7 protein-coding genes are annotated in these 8,641 nt (G+C 71.7%); 1 reads left to right on the top strand and 6 read right to left on the bottom strand.

Annotated features, from left to right (window positions below; translation table 11 throughout):
* Window positions 1-28 precede the first annotated feature (28 nt).
* Window positions 29-610, top strand: a complete 582-nt coding sequence (locus tag AC060L_RS07435; protein ID WP_110673255.1) for a GTP-binding protein — start codon at window positions 29-31, stop codon at window positions 608-610.
* Window positions 611-688: 78 nt separating this feature from the next.
* Here the strand turns inward: AC060L_RS07435 and cimA are convergent, their stop codons facing one another.
* The 6 genes from cimA to AC060L_RS07405 all read right to left on the bottom strand — a co-directional run.
* Window positions 689-2,299 (bottom strand): citramalate synthase, encoded by a 1,611-nt coding sequence (cimA, locus tag AC060L_RS07430; RefSeq protein ID WP_483797733.1) that lies wholly within the window; start codon window positions 2,297-2,299, stop codon window positions 689-691.
* A gap of 365 nt (window positions 2,300-2,664) precedes the next feature.
* Window positions 2,665-3,228, bottom strand: coding sequence for a Uma2 family endonuclease (locus tag AC060L_RS07425; RefSeq protein WP_483797732.1), 564 nt, complete (start codon window positions 3,226-3,228; stop codon window positions 2,665-2,667).
* A 99-nt stretch (window positions 3,229-3,327) separates the two neighbouring features.
* On the bottom strand, window positions 3,328-4,440 hold the full coding sequence (locus AC060L_RS07420) for a branched-chain amino acid aminotransferase (protein ID WP_483797731.1): 1,113 nt from the start codon (window positions 4,438-4,440) through the stop codon (window positions 3,328-3,330).
* 179 nt (window positions 4,441-4,619) lie between these two features.
* On the bottom strand, window positions 4,620-5,660 hold the full coding sequence (locus AC060L_RS07415) for a 3-isopropylmalate dehydrogenase (RefSeq protein WP_483797730.1): 1,041 nt from the start codon (window positions 5,658-5,660) through the stop codon (window positions 4,620-4,622).
* Between the two features lie 58 nt (window positions 5,661-5,718).
* The gene (locus AC060L_RS07410; RefSeq protein ID WP_483797729.1) at window positions 5,719-6,282 is read right to left on the bottom strand and encodes a Uma2 family endonuclease; all 564 of its coding nucleotides are present in this window, start codon (window positions 6,280-6,282) and stop codon (window positions 5,719-5,721) included.
* A 122-nt stretch (window positions 6,283-6,404) separates the two neighbouring features.
* On the bottom strand, window positions 6,405-8,641 hold a 2,237-nt coding region (locus AC060L_RS07405; protein ID WP_483797728.1), incomplete at its 5' end, for a S8 family serine peptidase.

Here is an 8,641-nt window from a genome sequence, read left to right as displayed (position 1 = left end):
GACGTCACGCTGCTCGAAAGGGTCCTCAGTGGACTTCGCAAGCTCTAGCCCCGCGGCCACCCGCGCCACCACCTCCGCGAAGATCGTCGTCGCCGGCGGCTTCGGCGTGGGCAAGACCACCCTCGTCGGCGCCGTCTCCGAGATCAACCCGCTGCGCACCGAAGCCGTCATGACCTCGGCCTCCGCCGGCATCGACGACCTCACCCACACCGCCGGCAAGACCACCACCACGGTCGCCATGGACTTCGGCCGAATCACCCTCGACGAAGACCTCATCCTCTACCTCTTCGGCACCCCCGGCCAGGACCGCTTCTGGTTCATGTGGGACGACCTCGTCCGCGGCGCCATCGGCGCCGTCGTCCTCGTCGACACCCGCCGCCTCGCCGACTGCTTCCCCGCCCTCGACTACTTCGAGAACAGCGGGCTCCCCTTCGTCGTCGCCCTCAACGGCTTCGACGGACACCAGCCCCACACCCCCGACGAAGTCCGCGAAGCACTCCAACTCGGACCCGACACCCCCATCATCACCCTCGACGCCCGCCGACGAGACAGCGCCAAAAGCGCCCTCATCACCCTCGTCGAACACGCCCTCCTCGCCCGCCTGCGCTGATCGGGCGGCCGCGTCGACGCCGCTCGCCAGGGTCGGCCGAGCGTTGGGGACCCCGCGGTCCGGGGTCCCCACGGCGCGTCAGCTCTCGGGCCGCAGGCCCGACTTGATCAGGACGTACGTGTAGGCGTCCTCCAGGGCCCGCCAGGAGGCGGCGATCACGTTGTCCGCCACCCCGACGGTGGACCAGGTGGTGCTGCCGTCGGAGGACTCCACCAGCACCCGGGTGCGCGAGCCGGTGCCGTGCTGGCCCTCCAGGATGCGGACCTTGTAGTCGACCAGCTCCAGCTTGGCCAGCTGCGGGTAGATCTGCTCCAGCGCGGTGCGCAGCGCCTTGTCCAGCGCGTCCACCGGGCCGTTGCCCTCGCCGGTGGCGATCATCCGCTCGCCCTTGGCCCAGAGCTTGACGGTCGCCTCGTTGCCCGCGCTGCCGTCCGCCTGCTGCTCGCTGATGGTCCGCCAGGACTCCAGCGTGAAGAAGCGGCTGCGGGTGCCGTGCACCTCGTCGCGGAGCAGCAGTTCGAAGGAGGCGTCGGCGGCCTCGTACGTGTAGCCGAGGTTCTCCTGCTCCTTGACCTTGGCGACCACCCGGCCGACCAGGTCGCGGTCGGTGGAGAGGTCGTAGCCGAGCTCCTTGCCCTTGAGCTCGACCGACGCGCGCCCGGCCATGTCGGAGACCAGCATCCGCATCGTGTTGCCGACCCGCTCGGGGTCGATGTGCTGGTACAGGTCCGGGTCGACCTTGATCGCGGAGGCGTGCAGACCGGCCTTGTGCGCGAACGCGGAGACCCCGACGTAGGGCTGGTGCGTGGACGGGGTCAGGTTGACCACCTCGGCGACGGCGTGCGAGATCCGGGTCATCTCGGCCAGCTTGCCGGCCGGCAGCACCCGCTGGTCGTACTTGATCTCCAGCGCGCCGACCACCGGGAACAGGTTCGCGTTGCCGACCCGCTCGCCGTAGCCGTTCGCGGTGCACTGCACGTGCGTCGCGCCGGCGTCAACGGCGGCGAGCGTGTTCGCCACGGCGCATCCGGTGTCGTCCTGGGCGTGAATGCCGAGCCGCGCGCCGATGCTCTGCTTCACGTCGGCGACGATCTCGCGCACGCCCGCGGGCAGCATCCCGCCGTTGGTGTCGCAGAGCACCACGACGTCGGCGCCGGCCTCGTGCGCGGCCCGGACCACGGAGAGTGCGTAGTCGCGGTTGGCCTTGTAGCCGTCGAAGAAGTGCTCGCAGTCGATGAAGACCCGGCGGTCGCACGAGCGCAGGTACGCCACGCTGTCCCGGACCATCTCCAGGTTCTCTTCCAGCGTGGTGCGCAGCGCCAACTCGACGTGCCGGTCGTGCGACTTGGCGACCAGCGTGATCACCGGCGCGCCTGAGGAGACCAGCGCGGCCAGCTGCGGATCCTGCGCCGCGCTGCCGCCGGCCCGGCGGGTGGCGCCGAACGCGACCAGCTGCGCGTGCCGCAGGTCCAGCTCGGCGGCCGCCCGCGCGAAGAACTCGGTGTCGCGCGGGTTCGCACCGGGCCAGCCGCCCTCGATGAACCCGACCCCGAAGTCGTCCAGGTGCCGTGCGATGGTCAGCTTGTCGGCCACCGTGAGGTTGATCCCCTCGCGCTGGGCGCCGTCGCGCAGCGTGGTGTCGAAAACGTGGAAGCTGTCGTCGGGATGACGTGTACTGCCGTCGGTCATGGCCCTGGGTTCTCCGTTTCGGGGAGCGGCTGCTGTTGCCGGGTCGTGTCCCCCGGCTCCACTGTCCACCATCCCGCGCGCCACCCGGAATCCGCTCGACGCCTCGTAGGGGTCGTCGGAGGTCCGGATCCTGTCCGGTCGGTTCAGGGTGGGCCGACCGGACAAAAACAAAAGACCCCTCGCGGGTGCGAGAGGTCTGCGCGCGGGTCTTGAGACACGGTGGTCGTCCCGCGGGGATCACTGCGGAACGGTCACTGCGGACCGGCGCGCCTGCTGCTAATCATGAGCGCGAGCGAGGACACGTCGGAGAGTCTGGCACAGGTTCCGAGGAGCGGGCGGGACGTCTCGGGATGCGGGACGGTGTGTCAGAAGAGGTCGCCGGTGTCGAGCGCGAAGGAGAAGGGAGCCGGGAGGTCGAGCGGGTCGCCGACCCTGACCGTGTGGGTGTTCTGGTAGTCGCCGCCTTCGGGCGCGCTGTACAGGATCACTTTGTCGGCCTTGCGGTCCACCAGGAGGTACAGCGGAATGTCCGCGGCGGCGTAGCCCCTGCGCTTCTCCTCGCGGTCCTTCCCCGGACGGAGCGAGGTGACTTCCAGGACGAGCAGGACGTCCTCCGGCTTCCACCAGGACTCCGCGTCGCGGAAGGCATCCCGCCGGGCGAAGGTGGCGTCCGGGATGTAGCGCCCGTCCGGAACGATCAAACCCTTCCCAGGGGCGAAGTCGATCTCGCGAAGCCCCTGCGTGAACACCTGTCGCACAATCCGTCCGATGACGGTCTCATGCCCGCCGTCCGGTGGTGGCGTCACGACGATCTTCCCCTCGATGAGCTCGGCCTTGAAACCCTCAGGGGTCTCCAGCGCCAGAAAGGCTTCCAGCAGGTCGTCGCCGTCGTCTTCGATCTCGACGAAGTCGTGCGTCAGCGCAGACATGGCCCCTCCTTCCGGTCCACACAGCTCAACGAGCGGAACACTTCGAGGTTACCCACCCGGGTGCCCCACCGCTGTGGGGCACCCGGGGTCGTGCGGGGGTCAGACGATCGGGTGCAGCCAGCCGTGGGTGTCCGCGACGGTGCCGCCCTGGATGCCGAGCAGGGTCTCGCGCAGGCGCATGGTGACCGGGCCGGGCTCGCCCTTGCCGACGGTCCAGTCGGCGCGGGCGGACTTGACCGAGCCGACCGGGGTGATCACGGCGGCGGTGCCGCAGGCGAAGACCTCGGTGAGGGTGCCGTCGGCGTTGGCCTGCTTCCACTCGTCGGTGGAGATCTTGCGCTCCTCGGTGGCGTAGCCGAGGTCGCCGGCCATGGTGAGCAGCGAGTCGCGGGTGATGCCGGGCAGCAGCGCGCCGGAGAGGGCCGGGGTGACGATCTTCGCGTTCTCTCCCTCGCCGAAGACGAAGTAGAGGTTCATGCCCCCCATCTCCTCGATCCACTTGTGCTCGGCCGCGTCCAGCCAGACCACCTGGTCGCAGCCCTTCGCGGCGGCCTGGGCCTGGGCGACCAGCGAGGCCGCGTAGTTGCCCGCGCACTTGGCGGCGCCGGTGCCGCCGGGAGCCGCCCGGACGTACTCCTCGGAGAGCCAGACCGAGACCGGCTTCACGCCGCCGGGGAAGTACGCGCCGGCCGGCGAGGCGATGATCATGAAGAGGTACTCGTTGGCCGGGCGCACGCCCAGGCCGACCTCGGTCGCGAACATGAACGGGCGCAGGTACAGGCTCTGCTCGGCCTGGTTCGGCACCCAGTCCTGGTCCTGCTGGACGAGCAGCTCGACGGCCTCGACGAACGCCTCGGTGGGCAGCTCGGGCATCGCCAGGCGGCGGGCCGAGGCCTGGAAGCGGGCGGCGTTGGCCTCGGGGCGGAAGGTGGCGATGGCGCCGTCGGGCTGGCGGTACGCCTTGAGGCCCTCGAAGATCGACTGCCCGTAGTGCAGCGTCATGTTCGCCGGGTCCATCTCCAGCGGCGCGTACGGCGTGAGCTGGGCGTCGTGCCAGCCGCGGCCCTCGGTCCAGCGGATGGTGATCATGTGGTCGGTGAAGATCCGGCCGAATCCGGGGTTCGCCAGCCGCGCTTCGCGCTCCGCCGCGGGCAGCGGGTGCGCGGAGGGCTTGAGCTCGAACGTGATGGGCGCCTGGGTGGGCGTGGTCATGGCTTCAGTCCTTCACCGTGGGGTTGGTCAGGGCCGCAACCGCCATCGGGGGAAGAACGCATGACGGCACGGCCCACTGTTGATAGTCGCATCTCAGGGGCCGTGCCGAACAGCTGTGGGTTTTCTCCTCCGCTGGGAGGACCGGCGGAGTACCTACGGAGTTCCTGTCAGCCGGCCCGTCAGCCGGATACTCGGGCGGCGAGCGCGTCGCCGACCTGCGAGGTGCTGCGGGTCCCGGCACCGCGCTCCGCCAGGTCGGCGGCGACGGCCGTCTCCACCTTGGCCGCGGCGTCCGCGAAGCCGAGGTGGTCGAGCAGCATGGCGACCGACAGCACGGTGGCGGTCGGGTCGGCCTTGCCCTGGCCGGCGATGTCCGGGGCCGAGCCGTGCACCGGCTCGAACATCGAGGGGAACTCGCCGGAGGGGTTGATGTTGCCGCTCGCGGCCAGGCCGATGCCGCCGGTGACGGCCGCGGCCAGGTCGGTCAGGATGTCGCCGAACAGGTTGTCGGTGACGATCACGTCGAACCGCTCGGGCTGGGTGACGAAGAAGATCGTCGCCGCGTCCACGTGCAGGTAGTCGGTGCTGACCTCGGGGAACTCCTGGCCGACCTGCTGGAAGATCCGGGTCCACAGGTGGCCGGCGTGCACCAGCACGTTGTTCTTGTGCACCAGCGTGAGCTTCTTGCGCGGGCGGGCGGCGGCGCGGCGGTACGCGTCGCGGACCACCCGCTCGATGCCGAACGCGGTGTTCAGGCTGACCTCGGTGGCCACCTCGTGCTCGGTACCGGTGCGCAGCGAGCCGCCGTTGCCGACGTACGGACCCTCGGTGCCCTCGCGGACCACGACGAAGTCGATGGTCGGCTCACCGGCGAGCGGGGACCGCACGCCCGGGAAGAGCTTGCCCGGCCGCAGGTTGATGTGGTGGTCGAAGGCGAACCGCAGCTTCAGCAGCAGCCCGCGCTCCAGCACCCCGGACGGCACCGACGGGTCGCCGATCGCGCCGAGCAGGATCGCGTCGTGCGTCTTCAGCTCCGCGAGCACCTCGTCGGGCAGCGTCTCGCCGCTCGCGTGGTAGCGGCGGGCGCCGAGGTCGTACTCGGTCGTCTCCACCTTGACATCGGCGGGGAGGGCGGCGGCAAGCACCTTGAGGCCCTCGGCCACGACTTCCTGGCCGATGCCGTCACCGGGGATCACTGCGAGACGAAGGCTGCGAGACATGGTGGGAACGGTACTCCGGGGTCTCGATGGCTGACACCTGCCGTCCAGCATGCGGACGTCAGTGGAGCTTGACGTCGATCGGGAACGGGTGGTCGACCTTCAGACGGTCATGGAAGATACCGGTGGGGACGTAACTGTTGGCAACAGGGTCACGCTCGTAGGTGTAGACGACCGGACTGCCTTCGTTGCTCTCGACGCGCCAGAAGTACCGGATCCCGGCGGCAGCGTACTTTCGGGGCTTGACCTCACGGTCGCGCTCCTTCGACTCCTCTGAGACGACCTCCACAGCGAGCAGGATGTCCTCCGCCGCAAAGGAGGTTTGCGCGTAGCTGATCCGCGCCTCGGCTCGGACGATCACCAGGTCTGGCTCCGGCCGGTTCTTCCGGCCCAGGACGACGCTGATCTCCCGCCAGACCTCCCAGCCCTCCGGTACCGCACTCAGCAGCCCGTTCTCCAACAAACGCATGGTGAGCACGTGAAAGATGGTCTGCGGACTCACGAAGACCAGGCTCCCGTCGATCAGCTCCGTGTGCGGAGGCAGCTCGGGGAGCCGGTCCAGATCCTCGGCCGTCCAGCCCTCGACCGGCGGCCGGAGCCAGTCCGGGAACGGTTCGACGCTCATCGTTACTCCCATGCGAGAGAGCCTGGCGGTCCACCTCAGGCTACCCGGCGGGTTCCGCTACCGAATCACCCGAACGAGCCCTGCGGTGCCCTCGGGCTTGACGTCTGAGGGCACCGCAAGGGTCAGCCCGCCGCCGGCAGGTCGAGCAGTTGGGCGCGGCGGCCGTCGTCGTTGAGGTGGTGGACCAGCAGCAGGCGGGCTGCGGCCGGGGTGGCGCGGCGGACCTCCAGGGTCGTGCCGGGGGTCTCGGGGGCCAGGATCACGGTCGGGGCGGCGGCGCCGGTGTGGATGCCCAGCGCGCGGATGTCGAGGTCGGGGTGCAGGGCGTCCAGTTCCAGGGTGGGCCGGGTGCCGGCCAGGCCGATCGAGTTCAGGGCGTGCGCGGGGTCGGGCTTGGCTCCGGCGAAGCCGGTCCAGAGGGCGTAGCGGAGGCGGCCGCCGGACTTGCGCAGGCCGGGGAGGGCGGCGAGCCGGACCGGCAGCACCACGGTGTCGCTGTCCAGCAGGTCGGTGTCGGTGTCGCCCCAGCGGGCGTTCAGCGGCTGGACGTCCAGTTCCTTGCCGGTCGCCGCGTCGAGGGTGCGGGCCACCAGGACGTCGGTGCCGGGCAGCCGCTCGGCGGTGACCAGCACGTCGGTCACGCCGTCGCCGTCGGTGTCCAGCGAGGCGCGCACCGCGGTCAGGCCGACCGGCGTGGCGGCGGGCGCCCAGCCGGTGGCGGCCAGGTAGAGCATGCCCGAGCTGAGCGGATCGCCGGGCGCGGTCGGTGCGTCGGTGGCGGCGCCGACCGCGCGCAGGTCGGCCGCGCGCTCGGCGGGGCGGTCCACGCACGGGGTGTCGATGTGCTTGGCGGCCTGCTGTTCCGGATGCTCGAACGGGTTCTGGGTCGGTGCGCCGCTCCCGCAGTCGGGCCACCGGGCGCCCTCGCCGCCGAGTGCGAACGCGCTGACCAGCGAGGCCGGGCCGGTACTGGTCAGCGCCGGGGTGCCGCTGAGCGTGACCGCGGTGGCGACGGCGTGCTCGCCGGACGCACCGCGGTCCGCGACCAGCGGGTAGCCGGACGCGGCCACCGCCGCCGTCAGGTCGGAGGCCGCGCGCGGCGCCGCGAAGAGCGGCACCCGCAGCACCGGCGCACCCGGCGCGGCGGGGGTGAGCACCAGGCGCCCGGAGAGCTCGCCACGGAAGGCACGCGGGTGACCGGCCTGGGTGAGCACCAGGCTCGGGTCGGCTGTCCGGTCCAGCCGTCCCGGCGCCCGCAGCGTGACCCGCACCCGGGCACTGCCACCGGCCGGCACCGCCACCCGGTCCGGCGTCAGCTCGAAACGGGCGCCAGGCAGCTCGGTCGAGGACTGGTAGCCGGTGGTGTACTCGACCGGCGCCGCGGAGAGGTTGCGCAGCTCGACCTCACGGCTCAGCTCCACCGGACCGGTGACCGGCACCGGACCGAACGAGACCCCCACCTGGCCCTCGCCACCGGCCGCGTACGCGACCGCCGGGGTGGCCGCCGCGAGGTCGGCCCGGACCCGCCCGGCGCCGGCCCGCTCCGGGCCGTAGACCGGACCGGACTGCCCGTCGGCCGCCCAGGTGTCCCCCGCCGTGTTCATCAGCGCGGCCTTGACCTGCTCGACCGTCCAGTCCGGATGCGCGGCGCGGACCAGCGCGGCGATGCCGGCGACGTGCGGGGCGGCCATCGACGTCCCGTCGTCGCGGGTGCCCTCGGTGCCGGTACCGGCCTTCGCCGACCAGATCGTCTCGCCGGGAGCCGCCAGGTCGGGCTTGACCACGCCGGCCACGCCGATCCCGCGCGAGCTGAAGCCGGTCAACCGGTCCACCCGTTCGGGCTGCTCCTGCGGGACGGCGCCGTGCAGCGTGTTGCCGACCGCGGCCAGCTGGAGCCGGACCTCGCCCGCCGCCAGCGCGGAGCGCAGCCGGTCGGCCTCGGCCGGTGCCAGGATCGCGGCCGGGATCCGCTCGTTGCCGGAGACCTCGCCGGTCTGCTGGCCGTCGGCCGCGAACAGCACGCCCAGCGCGCCCGCGTCGGCCGCGTGGTCGGCGCGCGGGGTGGAGCCGCAGGCCCGGACGGCGTCCTTCACCGTCCACTCCAGCAGTGCGATCCGGCCGCGCAGCCGGTCGGCGTCGGCGGGCGTGAAGGCGGCGCAGCCGTCCGCCTGGTCGACCGGCCTGGCCAGCACCCCGGAGACGTCCTGGCTGCGCCAGCCCTGGTAGCGGGCGCTCCAGTGCGCGGCGAGCGGGCCGGCCAGCGCGGGCGGCGCGAGCACCCGCACGCCGTCCTCGTCGCGGTGGGCGCCAACAAAAGAGGACACCACAAATGCCCCGGCCGCGATGCCGAGGACGCCAC

This window comes from Kitasatospora sp. NEAU-69, from assembly GCF_057158765.1.
Note: the sequence above shows the minus strand (reverse complement) of the source record. Positions and strands in the feature narration are given on the sequence as shown.